A 16146-nucleotide genomic window follows, 5' to 3' on the forward strand; every position below is an offset into this window, starting at 1 on the left:
CCTCCAGCTCAATCCAAAGCCAAAGAATCTGATTTGCAGCATCTATTCAATAAGCTGATTGGGGTTGGACCCTAGGAATTCATCTATTCGGTCGAGGACCCAAAAAAGGTGCCACGGTCACCACCGTTAGCTGTCTCACCAGATGATGGGCAGCAACGTAGCCTGCATCGAGCCCGGCAGCCAAAGACAAGAGTGACAACTCTGTGAGCCCTCCGGGCGAGAATGCCATAACGATAGTTGGAGCTGGCTGCCCCACCCAGCCTGTCAAACAGACCGCCAACAGCAGGCAAAAACTGAGAACAATAGCAACAAAGACCAAGCCATGCACAAAGACCCGTCCAAGGAATGCAAGTCTCGTCCCAGCAAAGCGGCAGCCAATTCCCGCACCAATTACAACTTGGGCTGCAGCGACCAAGACTGCGGGTAATTCCACGACGATCCAGCCGCTCATGTGAGCGACGGCGCTCAGAACCAAAGGCGCCATCATGTGGGGCGCGGGAACACTAAGGCGCTTGCCAATGCGCCATGCCAAAATGCCCAAACCTAGAAGAATACCCAATTCGACGAACGAACCAGCGGCAGGGACGAAGGGCGATACCCCATCGGCGCTCTGCACGGCGCTCAAGTCGATAAAGAGGCCCACCCCTATCGAGAGCACGCTGATAGTGATGGCAATGCGGGCGGCATGGACCAACGCTATCGTACGGACATCGGCTGTTGTCTGTTCGGCCAGCAGGACAATTTCCGAAAGCCCCCCGGGAATGGCACAGTACAGCGCAGTAAGGCGATCATACCCCGCGACCCGGGAGAAATAAGCCCGACCTAATAGGGAGACCAAACCCAACATAGGGATCACCAAAACAAGCGAAATGAGCCACTGGCTCATCTGGGCGAGCATCTGGGGCTGAAACCCTGCACCAATCGCCAGTCCAAGAAGCACCGCCATGGGGGGGCGCAGCTTGCGCGGGCTTACTAGGTGTCCTCCCGAGATGGTTATGACCATACAAGCGGTCATGGAGCCAAGCATCCAGCCAAGCGGCACACCAAGCCAGGTAAAAACCCAACCCCCGGTCGTGGCGGCAGCAAGGGCGGGCACAAGTGCCCACCCGCGCTTCCACCATGTCCGAGTTCCTGCTCCGGACGCCATCAGGCGTCCGTTGTATAGCGTGTCTCAAGCTCGCGAATCTTGGGATAGTCCATCAATTCCATGATGTCTTCGATGCCAAATAACAAGTCGGGACGATCAATTGTCTCACCAGTTTCGACCGATTGTTTCATCAGCGTTAGGGCCTGACGCATAGCGTGCATCGCGGCGGCAGGCAGCATTCTGGGCAAGCTGACCCGCTTGACACCAAGTTCGGAAAGTCGCGGCAGTGGGATTAGTGGCGTTGTGGGACGAGAGCGAATACCAAAACCCATATTGACGGTGATGGGAATGTCGATGGCGTCGCGAAGCGCCTTGATGTCGTCTTCACCGCGAACGGCATCAGGAAAGAGTACGTCCGCACCCGCAGCCTCATACAGCTTGGCGCGGCGCACGGCTTCCTCGATGCCGCCGATCGCAATCGCATCGGTGCGCGCCACGATAACAAAATCATCGTCTCGGCGAGCGTTGCAGGCCGCTTCAAGCTTTTTTGCCATTTCTTCGGCCGCAATAACCTGCTTGCCCTCCATGTGGCCGCAGCGCTTGGGCCAGACCTGGTCCTCGAGGTTGACGCCAACCACGCCGGCCTCTTCGAAATATTGCACCGCATGGTGCACAGTCACCGCGTTGCCATAGCCAGTGTCAGCGTCCGCCATTAATGGTATTGAGACGCTGCGCGCAAGGTGAGCCACGGCCTGGGCATTGTCGAGCATGCCCATGATGCCAACGTCAGGCTGACCAAAACGCGAATTGGAGACGGCCGCCCCCGATGTCGATGCCGTTTTAAACCCGGCCTGTTCGACAAGACGCACGCTGTAGCCGTCAAACACGCCGGGGGAAACGATCAGCTCGTCCCCGTTCAAGAGTTCGCGCATGCGTTTTGCTTTGGTCATCTCGATTACCCTGTCTTGAGATAGTGATTAGGCCAGGAGGAGCGGAAGCAGTCCTCGCGGCCAGCTGATGTTGAGGCCCACGCCAAGTGCGAGCACAGTGACTAGGCACAGTGCAGTCATTGCGATGTTGCCAAGCCACTTCATGCGCGCCACGCGCCACAGAAACAGCAAGCAGAACAACCCCGCTGCTGGGAAGAATCCGATCAGATACATTCCCAAATACGCGCCCATGACCCAAATCAGATAGGGCCAGACTTCTTTGAACGCGGTGTCGGATGTGAGGTCGGATGTCTCCAAAGCGTCATCTTCTTCGCGCTCAGCTTTGCGCCCTTGCCAAACGGTAACGATCATGGAGGCAACCGCCAGGCCAAAGACCAGAATGGAAACAGCTTGCGGGAACAGTCGGGCGCCACGCGCAAAATCCATCGATAAGAGGTATGCGGCGACTGCGATACCGGCAACCAATCCTGAGAAAACAAGACGTGCAATGCTCAGCCCAGAATATTTGGGGTCTGCGGTGTTGTTCATCATCATGGATGAACCTCCTCGGACTTCTTCTTTCTCAAGCTGATAGCTAAGAGAACGATTGTAATCGCAATGATGGCGATCACACCTGGACGTGTGAGCCAATCCAGCCCGTACCGGGAAGTGGTGAGCCACAAATACCGCTCGGCCAGTGTTGAGAGGATAAAACCCACAAGCAGCGGAGCCCTTGGCGCTCCGAGCTTCTTCATAACCCAACCCAGAACACCGAAGCCCACCAGAACGACTAGATCACCAATGTGGCGCGTCGCCTGATAGGCACCTAACGTCACAAGCAGGAAGATGAACGGAAATAGGACCGGGAACGGTACCCGCGTGAGCGCTGCGATCGGGCGACTAAAGCCCAGGCAAATGATGGTACCAGCAATGTTGGCGATCGCTAGCGACCAGATGAGGACAACCACAATGTTGAGGTTAGTGTCGATGATGCGTGGCCCTGGCTCGACGCCAACCACAACCATCGCGCCCAACAAAAGAGCCATACCTGCACTGCCCGGAACGCCGAAAAGGAGCGTAGGGATGAGCGCACCACCTTCTTTGGCATTGTTGGCACTCTCGGGCGCAATTACACCACGGATGTCGCCTTTGCCGAACTGGCTCTTGTCTTTTGCCGTCTGGACCAGATAGCCGTAATTGAGCCAGTCAACGATCGCGCTGCCTAGTCCGGGTACAATACCCACTCCCACGCCGATTACCGAGTGGCGCAAGACGAGCCAGCGGTGGGTGATAATGTCCCTAAATCCTTGGAGCCAACCCTTACCAACACGACTAGGTGCATTCTTGGCTATAGCGCCGCCTTTGGCCAATACGTCGAGAATTTCAGGAATGGCGAAGAGACCAAGAGAGATTATGACGAGCTGGAAGCCGTCAAACAGATAGTCTTGATCGAAGGCAAAGCGATAGGTGGGCGAAGTGGGGGCCGCACCCACTGTGCCTATCAGCAAACCCAATGCTGCAACCAAGATGCCCATCAATGGGCGGCGCCCACTGAGTACGCCCACCATGCAAAGCCCTAGAAACGTCAAGGCCAAAAGCTCAGGCGTGCCAAACGCCAACACCAAAGGACGCGCGATTGGAATAGCAAGCGTCAAGGCGATTGCGCCGATCACCCCACCAATCATTGAAGCGGCGAACGCAGCAGCAAGGGCCCGTGCGGCCTGTCCCTTTTGGGCCAAGGGATAGCCATCCATGATAGTGGCTTGCGACCCTGATGATCCGGGGATTCCCATCAAAACGGCTGGAAAGGTATCTGATGTGGTCGTTACGGCTGCAACACCAATAAGCATCGAAAGCCCAAGCATTGCATCTAGCCCGTAGGCAAAGGGCAGCAAGAGTGCCATGCCCACAATGCCGCCAAGACCAGGCAGAACACCAACAGCCAGACCGACGGTCACCCCGAGCATGAGATGAAGCATATGCTGGATGGAAAAAATTGTTGGCAAAGCGGCGAGTGTGGCCTCAAGCATTGTCGCCTCCCGCTGCCGCAATCTGAGCCGTCAGGTTCGTCGTTGCTCTGCCGATATGGCTGCGCATCAAAGACTCGGCGAGATCGGCATCGCGTGCCATCATAGCCTTCGCAATCTGCCAGTGTTCGCGCGAGGCTTCCTTGCTGCGCCCGAGCGCAGCGCCTGAGTGGCGTCGATAGAGCCTGAGAAGATAGTAAAGATCGTCACAGAGCGCCTCGATTATCCGTGCGTTCCCACTCCCATGTGCAATGGCGACGTGAAAGTCGAACCTCACCGGGCTCGGAGCTGCACCGGGGTCAAGATGATCGAATATCTCTTTGATCGCTGCATCTGACATTCGCTGTGTTGCCAAACGGCAGGCCATGCCCTCAAGCGCCTCACGCAGCTCAAAGATGTCGATCAGGTTTTGGGTCGACAGCATGACCACCCGAGCCTTGAGGTAAGGCTCACGCGTCACGAGCCGACGCCCCTGTAGGCGCCTCACGGCCTCGCGAACCGGCCCACGACTCATTTCGAGGCGTTCCGCCCATTCCGCCTCGTTGACAACAGAGCCAGGCGCGATGTCGCCTTCAACAATCAGCTCAGCCAGCCTTTCAAACGCAGTATCAGTCCTAGTTTTCCCGGTAAAAGCTTCACCTGCATCCGCTTCAACTGTCAACTCTTTGCCCTCCCCAGCAGAAAGCCACTTCCAAAAGACTTTGCCATACAGGACCGAAACGCCTGCTATCCAGGCGAACTGCCCTCGTTTTGCTGCTCCGTATCACTATCCCTGAAGGCATTCAACAGAAAAGAGTTGACACTTGGTTTTTTGAAATGCCACAGAATTGATAGTCGACCTTGAGGGGTCGCTATCAAATTATGACGTATGGGAGGACTAAATGCACAGCCTACTCAGAAGCGGTCTCGCATCAGCAATGGTGCTGGGCCTAACCTCAATTGCTGCTGCCCAAGCGCCCTACTATGAGGGCAAGACCGTCACAGCGATTGTTGGCTTTTCGCCCGGGGGTGGCACGGATTTCTTTGGTCGCCTCGTGGCTGAAAACATTGGCGAGCACATTGCGGGCAACCCCAACATCGTGGTCGAAAACATGCCCGGCGCCGGCAGCGTTCTGGCCTCGAATTACTATGTCGATCGCGCTGAGCGCGATGGTACCGAAATTCTCGTGGGCACAGGCCAGCTGCTCATGCGCATCGTGTTGGGACTAGAGGGCTCCACCGCATCGCTAGCCGATCTCGAGCCGATCGTTGCGCTCCCCATGGGACGGATCACCTTCGGGAGCACTGAGGCAGGAATTGAAGGCCCTTCGGACTTGCTTGATCCGCCCCAGCCACTCGTGCTTGGCGTCCCTGAGGTGATCTCCACAATCGATGCCGTCTTAGGACTTGAATTGCTCGGCGCCGACTATCAGGCCATCATTGGTTATGAGGGTAAGAGCGAAGCCTATCTCGCGTTCGAGCGCGGTGAGCTTAATCTCGATGCCCAAACCACGCCGGTCTACCTTCAGCAGCCCGCAATCGCAGTGGACGAAGGTCGCGCGGTTCCGCTCTTTGCACAGGGCTTGCTCGACAACCAGGGCGAACTGGTTCGCGATCCGGCCGCGCCAGACATTCCAACGGTGCAAGAGGTTTATCGCGAGCTTCACGGCGAAGACCCGTCCGGCCCTGTCTGGGAAGCGTTCAAGGCTGCGGTTACTGCGATTGGCAATGGTGGCAAGATCCTCATGATCCACTCCGATGCCCCCGAAGAGGCAAAAGAGGCTCTCGCTGAGGCCGTCGAAGGCTTGCTTGCGGACGAAGAGTTCCTGGCCGAGGCCGCTGAAGCGACCGAAGGGTATGAGTTTGTTGCAGGCTCGGAACTGAACGCGGCAGTACAGGCCGTTGCCAACATGAGCGAGGAGGACACCCAATGGTTGCGGGACTTCCTCACCGAAAACTTCGAGATGCAATTCGAATAGGCTTGGCTGGCTACACCCGACATTTGGAAGGGGCGCTGCGCGCCCCTTCTCGCGTCCCAGGAGAAAACCATGAAGCGCCAACTCGGCACCGTAGTGACAAAGAACGGCGAGACCCTTTCCTATGTCGACCTATTTGCAACGGTAGGCAAAGAGCGTCTGGCCAATCTGCCCTATAGCCTCCGTGTCGTTCTTGAGAACATTGTGCGCAATCAGCCCGGATCGGATGGGGGAACCCAGATCGATGCGGTCTTGCGGCGCGACGTTGGTGCGGCGCTGTCTCTGCAAATCCCACGCGTGATCATGCCAGATTCAACTGGGGTGCCAATCCTGATGGACCTCGCTGCCATGCGAGATGCTTTAGTTGATGAGGAAGAGGATCCCGCATGCGTCGATGCAAAGGTCAAAGCGGACCTTGTCGTCGACCACTCGCTGCAAGTGGATTCATCTGGCTCCTCCGCAGCTTATGCCATCAATGCTCAGCGCGAGTTCGACCGCAATTCCGAACGCTACGTCTTCCTCAAATGGGCTCAATCGAGCTTTGATAACCTTACAATCCATCCGCCGGGTTCTGGAATTATTCATCAGCTTAACCTTGAGTCCATCGCCCCGGTGGTTTGCGTCGAGACCGATGGCCAGGCCAGTCTGACCTTTCCCGACATGGTTGTTGGCAGCGACTCCCACACCCCCATGATCAACGCACTCGGCGTTGTGGGATGGGGCGTTGGGGGAATCGAAGCGGAAACCGTGCTACTCGGTCAACCCTACTCAATGGCAATGCCTGCTGTGGTTGGTGTGCGTTTGAGCGGCACCCTGCGTCCTGGCGTCACAACAACCGATCTGGCGCTTACCGTCACCGAGCGCCTGCGCCAAACCGATTTGGTGGGCAAGTTCGTTGAATTCTGTGGCCCCGCCATTCCCGAACTCAGCATTCCGGATCGTGCGACCCTGTCCAACATGGCACCCGAATATGGAGCTACGATCGGGTTTTGGCCCATCGACGAACGCACGCTCGAGTACCTATCCAACACCGCCCGAAGCCAGGACGATGTTGACCGGATAGAACAATTCGCCAAAGCCGCCGGCTTTTTCCGTGATGCTGATGTCCAGCCCGAATTTGATGAAATGATAGAGATCGATCTCCGGGCAGTCTCAACATCCATGGCAGGCCCGAGCCGTCCCCAGGATCGGATTGATCTCCATGCTGTCGCAACATCATTTTCTAATGCCCTCAATCAATCACGCCATGAGGGCGGGTTCGGTGTGCGAGATGGCATGCCGATGAGCGCGCTCGATGACGTCCCAACCCATGGGGCAGTCGTCATTGCTGCCATCACCTCTTGCACCAATACAGCTAATCCCTCGGTTATGGTGCGAGCGGGCCTTATGGCGCAGCGCGCCGCTCAGTTGGGGCTGGTTTCCAAGCCATGGGTGAAAACCTCCCTTGCCCCGGGTTCTCGAGTGGTCACGGGCTATCTTGAAGATTTGGGCCTGATGGAACCGCTACGCGCCCTCGGTTTCGATGTCGTTGGCTATGGCTGCACCACGTGCGGGGGCAAATCAGGCCCACTCTTGCCTGAAGCCGAAGCGGCAATAACCGAAAACGATTTGGTCGCCGTCAGCGTGTTGTCGGGAAATCGCAACTTTTCCGGACGAATCCATAAACTGGTCCGCGGCAATTACTTGGGATCTCCGGCACTGGTCGTGGCGTACGCTCTTGCAGGCCGCATTACCATCGATTTTGAGCACGATCCCTTGGGCCAAGACCACTCCGGCAAGCCGGTTTATCTTGCCGACATCTGGCCCGAAGACCAGGCGGTTCAACGCGCAACCATGCGCGCAGGCGACAAGAGCTTTTACCAATCGGTCTATGGCGTCCAAACCGAAATCTCGGCCGAATGGAACAGCCTCATGGCCCCAACCGGCCAAACGTTCTCTTGGGATAGCCAGTCCCAGTATCTCATGGCGCCGCCGTTCTTGAAGGTGAAAGACCGACAGCCAGGCCAGGGCCTTAACAACGCGCGCATTCTCGGTCTGTATGGGCATTCCCTCACCACCGACCACGTCTCTCCTGGCGGTGAAATCCCGGTCGAAAGCCCAGCCGGAGAATACCTGTTATCCAAAGGCATCGAGCCGCGCGGGTTCAATACCTATGTCGGTCGTCGCGGCAACCACGAAGTGATGAAGCGTGCAACCTTCGCCAATATACGCATTCAAAACCGACTGGCTCCGGAAACCGAAGGCTGGTGGACTAAGATAATGCCTAGCGGACAAACAGTATCGGTATTTGATGCAGCCAATTCCTATGCTCAGGACGACACGCCGTTGATCGTGGTTGGTGGACGCGAGTATGGGACCGGATCGAGCCGAGACTGGGCTGCAAAAGGCCCTGCTCTTTTGGGTGTCCGAGCTGTTCTGGCATTGTCATTTGAGCGCATCCACCGTGCCAACTTGGCGGCTATGGGTATCGTTCCTCTTACATTTTCGGAGCCGTCCGACTTCGAACAGATCGATGGCACTGAAACGGTGTCAATCGATGATCTCTACGGACAGCTACTTCCAGGGGCCGATATTAGGGCTAAGCTCACCAAGGCTGACGGAACCTCTCACTCCATTCCGCTAATTGTCGACCTACGCACCCCGACCGAGGCAAGGTTCATACTCTCGGGCAATGTCCTCAAGACGGCACTGCAGCAGGTCACTCGAATTCGTAGCGTCAGTTGACGCATGGGTGGCACAGTCATGTTGTCCGGCAATAACGCCGTACCATCTGGCCACTTCCGGGTTGGCTGCTGAACGTCGGCATTCACCAATTCCTCTACAATAACCGCTCAGTCTGGAATCGGCCCCTTGCATGCCGGGCAGCAGCGCGCCCATTCCCGCACGTTCGAGGGCTGTCTTGGAGTTCCCGAAAGCGCCGAATCCCGTCCACCTGAGAAGACAAGACAACGGAAGATCCATCGAGGCGCCCATTTTGCATCGGATTCGTGCGGTCGACTGAGGACGTTCCGGACGAGGTGCTGGACGATCTCGTCAACGTCAAAACCGTTCGTTTCTGGGCGGATTCCACGAGACAATGCCCCCCACAACAGACTCTCAGTCATCGATGAGCCTCTGTTCCGTGCACTGGTAGTGTTGCACGGAGCAGGTTTCGATGAGGTCTCCGTAGCCGGCAGGAAGATAGCAGCTGTGCCAATCGGCTCCAAACCGGCCCCGAAGGGTGTCGGCATCCTTCCACCCGGAGCAGAACATGAATTCGCGCGATCCGGTTATGCCGGGTTTCCCGATGACGTAGCACAGATTGCCCTCGCAGAGATAGAAGACTGGGCCGACGACCGCGAGACATGGTTACGGGTCGGCATGGCGCACGACTGGTCGCAAAGTGGTCGGGGCTACAACCGCCGCGAGAACCGCGCCCAGTGGAACGGCTTCAAGGAGAGCCGCGACAAGCTCTATACCATGCGCTCGGTCATGTCGGTCGCACATGAGAGACACCGTAACCGCACGATCGTCGATGAGTTCACGGACGACGACGAAGACGAGGACGACGATCTGCCGCTCGCCAGCGATGACGAGATCAAGGAAGAGTCGGAAAAGCTCGGCATCCCTGAGCACCTTCTTCGCTTTCCCAAGGGATCGATCCTCGAACACGTAGCCGAATACTACAACGCCACCGCGCTCGTTGAGCAGCGCCAGTTCGCAATCCAGGCGGGCATCATTTTCGCTTCGACCGTGTGTGGCCGCAATCACCGCACCAATTACGGCAAGCCGAACTATGGCACCATTTACACCATCAACGTGGGTGACACGGGTGCCGGTAAGGAATCCATCAAGGACGCCGTGGAACTGCTCCTTGAGGCGTCGGGACTGGACCATTTGGTCGGGCCGCGTGACTACACCTCCGAATCCGCCGTCATGTCCAAACTGATCGAGAAGCCCAAACACGTCGCCTTCATCGACGAACTGGGCAAGCGCCTCAAGGATGACCGCAAGGGTGGTGGTAACGGTCAGAAGGACAGCGCCTATACCGCGTTCCTCGAACTGTTCTCAAAGTGCCACGGCACCTATCGCGGCACGGCGATGTCCACCAACAACAAGACCAAAGAGGAAGTCGAGGCGATCCAGAAGCGCAAGGTTGTGCGCCCTGCCCTCACCCTGGCTGGCCTGACGACCCCCGACACCTTCTATGGCGCTGTGAGCGCTGCCGACGTGTCGAGCGGCTTTCTCAACCGCTTCCTGATCGTGCAGTCGCAGAGCGAACCGTTTCAGGAGCAACGCATCGACATCCCAGAGGTGGACCCACCGGCAAAAGTTCTGCGCTGGGCCAAGCGGATCGCGTTCGAGACGGGCGACGATGACGACATTGCGCACCACGTCGATACAACGCTCGATGTCGAGCCGGTGGTGACCCCCTTCTCGAAGAAGGCATACGAGTACCTGCGCATCATGGAGCGCGAGCGCGTTGGCTTGCAGCGGGAGTTCGCTGAGTACGGGTTGGCCGATCTATTCAGCCGTACCCGCGAGATCGCAATGCGCCTCTCTCTGGTCATCGCGATTAGCTGCGACAGTGACACCATCAAGCTCGACCATCTCAAATGGTCCTGGGAATATGTCAGCTTCTATCAGCGCCAGACCGCCGAAGCGTTCCGCGCCAATGCTGGCAAGTCCGAGTTGCATAAGCTCGCTGACGAGGCCGCGACCTACATCAAGTCCAAGGGTGAAGAAGGCATCAGCGAAAGCAAACTTTACAATAACAAGCGTGAGATCGGAAAACTGATCGACCGTGACAAAGAGCAGTTCAAGAGTTTCCTTCGCGATCTCCATCAGATCGTTGCCCATAAAGTCGGACGAAACGGTTATCGCTTCATACATCCCAAGTTTGTGAAAAGACGAGAACGCGACTGATATCCCATCCTGCTAACAGCCCCGCTTCGGCGGGGTTTTTTGTTGGCGAATGTCTGAACTTTCCGCAACTGCGGAACGTTGCGGAACGGCTGCGGAAAGTTCGAATCCGAAAAACCGCATATGTTTCAATATGTTCGATGGAATCCACCGCGAACTTTCCGCAAATTCGAGGGGGTGCCCTATCTGCCATATACGATTGGATTGAGGAGTCGAGATAAAGGGTGGGGTAGAAACTGCGGAACGATAGGATAAAGAAGTAAAAATTATTTATATATATCAATATGTTATCCTACTCTGAACTTTCCGCAACCTTTCCGCAGCCGTTCCGCAACTGCGGAAAGATAAGTGCTAACCCTTTGTTTTCACAGGGCTTTTACGTTCCGCAGCGCATCTCAGAACCACATCCGCTGTCACACCGCGTAACAGGTTGTAACTGGGCGTCACCCCTGGTCCATTTTGAAACTTTTTCTGAAAACTCCCGGTGACCGCGCTCAGCGCCCCCCGCGACCGAGCCACCCCCCAGGAAGGACCCGGAGCGACCCCTAGTAACTTGATGTAACTTTTAAGGACTTCCGGGAACGCCCGGTAACACGCCCGCCAGGTTCCGCCAGCTTGGCGTTGTCACTCTTATTCACTGGCACTCACTCACGCGAACGCGCGGTAACATGGCGTAATAGCATTGGCCAACAAAACCGCTTTCTCGCTTTCTTCGCAATAGCTGTATCTTGCTGACCCGACCAATTTCGGGTCGCGGAGACCTGTGGGAATTAACCACTGCCCGCTTGGCTTGGTACCACAACCATCGCAATCAAGTCGCTTTTTTTGAGTGCGAATTGCCGATGACCTATAATGAAAAATCCGAACGCGCACGTGTGGAAGATTACTGTCGAGTGCGGCTTTTTCCGGTGCTCGGCGCGGCGGTGAACGGGATTCAACGCTATCTCCACCAGTTGGTAGAAGAGCGGCGTTTCCCCCCCTATCGCGGTCGGCTCCTGGACTTGACCATAGTAAGCGACGAGACTGGCATTGCTGTTGATGCGCTGCGGCTCCATCGCAAACTCGTCCAACCGATTTTTGACGCGGTATCGCGGTGGATCGCCAATGACGTGGTCGCTCGGGCCAATGAAGCGGAACGACCCCGCAAGTCGACCCGAGCCCGAAAATCCGGTCGCCAAACGCGGCCAGTGGTCGAGTTTCCAGAAGCGCTCTTCGAGGAATGGAGTGATCCTCATACCTTTGAGGACGCGCTTCTCCTTCACGTCGAGCGACACGGCGATACCCTGACACATCTCTTTAAGGCGGTGGTGCAACCGAGAGATCATTTTCACCACACAACATTGCTGAAATGGGCGCGCGGTGATGCGATGCCGCATGGTGTCAAAAGCTTTGAGATCCTCGAACGCATCGAGCGCCGCTATCGTCTCCCAGCTGGATACTTCCGAGAGAAACTGCCGCATCAGACCAGGGCCGTTCATGGACATATGCTCAAGGGCATTTCAGCTCCCGAGCAACGCCGCCTTGCCTGGCACCTGCCCCACGATTTCGCCAATAGGCCAAAAGCTCAACAGGAAGAGATCCTCTCCTGGGTCCGCAAGGTGATCATAACGGGGTCAACGGAATATCGTCGCTACCAGGCCGAGGCGACCAAGCAGCGCTATGCAGTTCGTTTTCGATCATTGCAGGGCGGAAAGCGCAAACACCCGGCCAATGATGCGGGTGAGTTGGAAGCCGAAATCAAGTCCGGGGTGATCGATGCGCCGGCAGCACTCGAAGCTGAGATGGTCGAACTGCTGCGGTTCAAGACGTCCACCCTCACCGCGTTCGGACTGCAGCGAAATGGCGTCTGGGGAGAAGAGACCGCCTCCCAGAAGGTTGAACACCTCGGCCTGATGTTTGGTGCCCTCGCCGCGGTCGAAGACAGCCAAGTCAAAGGTTTTGGCGCCAACGTCAATGATCTTTGCTTTGCCATGTTGATCTTCCCGAACGTCTGGGACTGGTATCTGCAATGGCGTGAGCGACGCCGGGGATTCTGCACCAAATGGGAATCCGACATGCTTTCGATCGCGCTTTCATTGGTGAGGAAGGAAACCGGCTGGTTGCGGCAGCACCCTACCCTCGCGCAGCGCCTCACCCCGATACCCGGGTTGATCTCCAGAGCGGATATCGATCAGGTCCGGACAGACTGGGACGCCGCCTGCGACGCCATGCACAAACACGGCCGAATTCGTTCAAAGGAAATCGACCGCGTGTCGCGGGTCCATCGTGATCCCTTCGAGCCGATACTGCCTGTTCTAGAAGCGGATAGCCCCGTCGGCGAGTATCGAAAGATTACCGAGGAGATCCTGCGGCTGATGCCGGACGAGCATCGATACCCGCGAGCGGCGGCCGAAGCGGTTCGCTCGTTTCTGATTCTCCGGCTCGGCCTTCACACCGGATTGCGCCAGAAGAACCTTCGAGAACTCCTGGTATGCCCCCGTGACCGCACCCCGACGTCGGAACGCCAACTCGAAGACAAGAAATGTGGGGAGTTGCGGTGGTCGCAGCGAGAACAGGGATGGGAGGTTTTGATACCGGCCGTTGCGTTCAAGAATGCCAACTCGTCGTTCTTCGGATCCAAGCCCTTTCGATTGGTGCTGCCGGATTTTGGTCGCCTCTATGAAATGATCGACGCTTATGTTGATCGTCACCGTTCAAGACTGTTGAATGATGCTCGCGATCCAGGGACCCTGTTCGTAAAGACAGTCAAGGTGACGAGCGCCAACGCTGCGTATAACCAAACGACTTTCTACGAGGCCTGGAAGCTGACGATCCAGCGCTACGGAATCTACAATCCGTATACTGGCCGTGGTGTGATCAAGGGCTTACTCCCCCACGGGCCTCACAACGTGCGGGATGTTCTGGCCACCCATATCCTTAAGCAAACCGGCTCATATGAGCAGGCCAGCTACGCGATCCAGGACACGCCTGACATGGTGCAGAAGCACTACGGGCGCTTTCTGCCCCAAGACAAAGCGGCAATCGCGGCGCAGATCCTCAACCGAGTTTGGGCAGCCTGAAGGTGAGTTCATTGGGTCGGTATTATCGGCAAAATCTTCAAAATGTGGATCCCACGTTCCGAGCGACTGACCGCGGTGGGACCAGTGGCCGACTGCCCGGTCCTTTTGTCCGGCGCGGTGCAATCGCTTCTTCGTATTGATCGGCGTGATGGCTGTGCGACCGGCCTGTCAGGGCCGGCCATGGGCATCCTGTGGCGCTGCCCGCGAAAACATTGGCCCTCCGCGCCAGCGTGGGAAGCCGTAGCCATGAATCTCAACCAAATCGATATCTGTTGCCCGGCGTACGATCCCTTCTTCAAGAATCTGCTCGCCCTCGGCCGCCATTTCCGCGACGAGGTCGTCCGCGATCTGCTGGCGGGTCCGGGTCTCGCTCCCACGCACTGAACCTGCGAGCAACGTCGCAACAGCTTCTGATATGATGGGCGTGCGGCTGCCTGAAACGTAATCATACCAACCGGCGCCGACCTTTTGTCCCTTTCGTCCGGCGCGCACGAGTATGTCGCCAAGCGTTTCGGCGATTTTCGTGCCCGCCGAGCGGGCGGCCTCGCGCTGAGCGAATGCAATGTCCAGACCTCCAAGATCTTGAGCCTCGAACGGTCCCATGGCAAAACCATGCTCGCGCATTGCAGCGTCAATTTCCGCGATGGGAATCCCGCGGCGCAACAGATTTTCGGCTGCGGCGCGATAGCGTTTGAGAATGCGATTGCCGACAAACCCCTCGCAGATGCCGACCCGGACCGGAATTTTGCCAAGGCGTCTCGCAAGCGAAATTGCTGTCGCCAGTACAGTCTGGCCCGTTTGTGCCAGCGGCACGATTTCGAGCAGTTTCATGATATTGGCGGGGCTGAAGAAATGAAGGCCGATGAAGCGCTCCAGCCCGGTAACGGGTTCGGCAATCACGCGCGGATCGAGATATGATGTATTTGTCGCGAGAATGGCGTCGGGTCGGCACATCCGGTCGAGCTGCCCGAACAGTTCCTGTTTGACTACGATGTCCTCGAATACGGCCTCGATCACCAGATCGGCCGCGGCCAGTTTGGCAAGATCAGATGTCGAGCTGAACCGCGTCAGTCTCGCCTCGGCCTCAGCGTGGCTCAGCCGCCCACGTCTGACTGTTCCTTCGTAAAGCGCCTTCAAATTGGTTTCGGCCCGCTGAGCGGCCTCAATGTCTCGTTCAACCAGGGTGACATTCAGCCCCGCATCGAGAAAGGCAGCCGCGATGCCAGTCCCCATCGTGCCACCCCCTACTACGCCGATCTGCTCGACAGGAAGTGGGACGATGTCTTTGAGGTCGGCGGGTCGGAGCGCGGCGCGTTCGGCAAGAAAGACATGCCGAAGCGCGGCTGCTTGCGGAGAGCTGCGTAGTTCAAGAAAGATTCTCCTTTCAGCAGCCATCGCCTCGGCAAAGTCATGTGTCGCCGAAAACTCTATGCTTTCCAACGCCTTGAGCGGGGCCTTCTCGCCCCTGGCTCGCCACGTCATCGCTTCACGTTGCTGCTCCCGTGTATAGCTCCCTGCTTGCACCGGCCGCTGCGAGATCGCCGGGGGCAACGGACGCTTGAGCGCCTCACGGAGATAGCTGACCGCCTCTGCGGTCAACTCGCCATCGGTCACCTTGTCAACTAGGCCGACCGCGAGCGCCTTCTCGGCGGTAACCGGCTTGCCGGAGGTGATGAGCTCCACTGCGGCATCAACGCCTATGAGCCGCGGCGTGCGGACCGTGCCCGACGCACCAGGAATGACTCCAAGCACAACCTCCGGAAAACCCAGCGAAGCGCTGCCCGCAGCAAGCCGGAACCGGCACCCTAAGGCTACTTCCAACCCGCCTCCCAAGGCCGCGCCATGAATGGCGGCCAGCCAGGGTTGAGGCGCGTTCTCGATCGCGGCTACAAGGTCCGGCAAATGTGGCGGCATGGGCGGCTTGTCGAACTCGTTGACGTCGGCTCCGGCAAAAAAGGTACGGCCCGCACAGAGCAAAACCACGCCCCTTATGCTGGCATCCGCACCCAGCCTGTCCACTGCTTCCAAAAGTTGCTCCCGCAGCGCCTGGGCCAGCGTGTTGACCGGTGGATTGTTCACGGTAACGATTGCGATTTCAACATCGCGGGTAATGGAAACGAGCGTCATCGGGCATGCCTGCTGCTGAGGTGAAAATACGCGCAAATATTTGATTTTATTTGCAAAATT

10 protein-coding genes are annotated in these 16146 nt (G+C 57.4%); 4 read left to right on the top strand and 6 right to left on the bottom strand.

Going from position 1 to position 16146, the window contains the following annotated elements; genetic code table 11:
• Positions 1-79: 79 nt before the first annotated feature.
• From ACP148_RS12580 to ACP148_RS12600, 5 genes are read right to left on the bottom strand one after another with little or no spacing between them, the layout of a single operon-like run.
• The gene (locus ACP148_RS12580) at positions 80-1147 is read right to left on the bottom strand and encodes an AbrB family transcriptional regulator (RefSeq protein ID WP_421952953.1); all 1068 of its coding nucleotides are present in this window, start codon (positions 1145-1147) and stop codon (positions 80-82) included.
• Positions 1147-2037 (bottom strand): isocitrate lyase/PEP mutase family protein, encoded by an 891-nt coding sequence (locus ACP148_RS12585; protein ID WP_421952954.1) that lies wholly within the window; start codon positions 2035-2037, stop codon positions 1147-1149. Before ACP148_RS12585 ends, ACP148_RS12580 begins: the two co-directional genes overlap by 1 nt.
• 27 nt (positions 2038-2064) lie before the next feature.
• Positions 2065-2571: a tripartite tricarboxylate transporter TctB family protein gene (locus ACP148_RS12590; protein WP_421952955.1), complete on the bottom strand. Its 507-nt coding sequence runs from the start codon at positions 2569-2571 to the stop codon at positions 2065-2067.
• Positions 2568-4046: a tripartite tricarboxylate transporter permease gene (locus ACP148_RS12595; protein ID WP_421952956.1), complete on the bottom strand. Its 1479-nt coding sequence runs from the start codon at positions 4044-4046 to the stop codon at positions 2568-2570. The genes ACP148_RS12590 and ACP148_RS12595 overlap by 4 nt, the downstream gene beginning before the upstream one ends.
• The gene (locus tag ACP148_RS12600) at positions 4039-4704 is read right to left on the bottom strand and encodes a GntR family transcriptional regulator (protein ID WP_421952957.1); all 666 of its coding nucleotides are present in this window, start codon (positions 4702-4704) and stop codon (positions 4039-4041) included. Before ACP148_RS12600 ends, ACP148_RS12595 begins: the two co-directional genes overlap by 8 nt.
• A gap of 220 nt (positions 4705-4924) precedes the next feature.
• Between ACP148_RS12600 and ACP148_RS12605 the strand changes: the two genes are divergently transcribed.
• The 4 genes from ACP148_RS12605 (at position 4925) to ACP148_RS12620 (ending at position 13959) form a co-directional block, all read left to right on the top strand.
• Positions 4925-6001, top strand: a complete 1077-nt coding sequence (locus tag ACP148_RS12605) for a hypothetical protein (RefSeq protein ID WP_421952958.1) — start codon at positions 4925-4927, stop codon at positions 5999-6001.
• 69 nt (positions 6002-6070) lie between these two features.
• Entirely contained in the window at positions 6071-8722 is a 2652-nt protein-coding gene (gene acnA, locus ACP148_RS12610; protein ID WP_421952959.1) for an aconitate hydratase AcnA, read from the top strand.
• A 126-nt stretch (positions 8723-8848) separates the two neighbouring features.
• Positions 8849-10903, top strand: coding sequence for a PriCT-2 domain-containing protein (locus ACP148_RS12615; RefSeq protein ID WP_421952960.1), 2055 nt, complete (start codon positions 8849-8851; stop codon positions 10901-10903).
• Positions 10904-11742: 839 nt separating this feature from the next.
• Entirely contained in the window at positions 11743-13959 is a 2217-nt protein-coding gene (locus tag ACP148_RS12620) for a hypothetical protein (RefSeq protein ID WP_421952961.1), read from the top strand.
• 168 nt (positions 13960-14127) lie between these two features.
• On the opposite strand, the gene ACP148_RS12625 is transcribed toward ACP148_RS12620, so the two are convergent.
• A complete protein-coding gene (locus ACP148_RS12625) occupies positions 14128-16086 on the bottom strand; it encodes a 3-hydroxyacyl-CoA dehydrogenase NAD-binding domain-containing protein (protein WP_421952962.1) in 1959 nt (652 codons plus the stop codon).
• Between the last annotated feature and the right edge of the window lie 60 nt (positions 16087-16146).

The organism is Pelagibacterium sp., from assembly GCF_965249125.1.
Classification (GTDB): Bacteria; Pseudomonadota; Alphaproteobacteria; order Rhizobiales; family Devosiaceae; genus Pelagibacterium.

Coding starts and splice junctions, on each gene's coding strand:
- acnA (WP_421952959.1), top strand. CDS start 6,071: ATGAAGCGCCAACTCGGCACCGTAGTGACAAAGAACGGCGAGACCCTT.
- ACP148_RS12580 (WP_421952953.1), bottom strand. CDS start 1,147: ATGGCGTCCGGAGCAGGAACTCGGACATGGTGGAAGCGCGGGTGGGCA.
- ACP148_RS12595 (WP_421952956.1), bottom strand. CDS start 4,046: ATGCTTGAGGCCACACTCGCCGCTTTGCCAACAATTTTTTCCATCCAG.
- ACP148_RS12590 (WP_421952955.1), bottom strand. CDS start 2,571: ATGATGATGAACAACACCGCAGACCCCAAATATTCTGGGCTGAGCATT.
- ACP148_RS12585 (WP_421952954.1), bottom strand. CDS start 2,037: ATGACCAAAGCAAAACGCATGCGCGAACTCTTGAACGGGGACGAGCTG.
- ACP148_RS12625 (WP_421952962.1), bottom strand. CDS start 16,086: ATGACGCTCGTTTCCATTACCCGCGATGTTGAAATCGCAATCGTTACC.
- ACP148_RS12605 (WP_421952958.1), top strand. CDS start 4,925: ATGCACAGCCTACTCAGAAGCGGTCTCGCATCAGCAATGGTGCTGGGC.
- ACP148_RS12620 (WP_421952961.1), top strand. CDS start 11,743: ATGACCTATAATGAAAAATCCGAACGCGCACGTGTGGAAGATTACTGT.